The 509-nt window shown below is 74.5% G+C and carries 1 pseudogene; it reads right to left on the bottom strand.

Annotation, left to right across the window (positions count from 1 at the left end):
- Window positions 1-43: 43 nt before the first annotated feature.
- Window positions 44-509: pseudogene (locus tag FF041_RS35985) on the bottom strand (hypothetical protein); the annotation flags it as partial.

Raw genomic sequence — 509 nt, 5'->3', positions numbered from 1 at the left:
TCCAGGGCCTCCGGGTGGGCGGAGAACCCGAAACGTGCCTGCTTCACGACAGCCCCCGTCCCGGATGGACGGCCCCTGTGGCGGTGGGGCGGGGTGCGGTCACCGGGTTCGGGGGTACGGCGAGCCGGGCCGGGGCACGGGGTGAGCGGGCCACGGCGGCCTCGGCCCGCGAGACCACCACAGGAGCCGGGACGGAGGTGTGGGGGAAGGGGAGGGTGGTGTCCGCGATCCAGCCCATCGCCGCTTCGGCGGAGGGGAAGCCCCGCTCCCGGATGGTGTAGGTGTCCAGGATGCTGTCGGCCCGCTCGAAGAACACCCGGTACGGACCCTCTGCCGCCTCGGGGTGCGCGTCGCGGGTCAGCGTCCAGCTGTCCCAGGAGTGGTTGACGTGGCGCAGGACCTCGTACCGCCCCCCGGGATTGGTCCGCAGCAGCCCCTCCAGACCGGCGGTGAGGGCATCGGAGGGACGGGACCCGTCCGGGCGCACCACCACGGCGCTCTCGGCCGGG

This window comes from Streptomyces jumonjinensis (assembly GCF_009600885.1).
In the GTDB taxonomy this organism is placed as follows: domain Bacteria; phylum Actinomycetota; class Actinomycetes; order Streptomycetales; family Streptomycetaceae; genus Streptomyces; species Streptomyces jumonjinensis.
The sequence above is the reverse complement of the archived record's forward strand: the minus strand, read 5'-3'. Positions and strand labels throughout refer to the sequence as shown.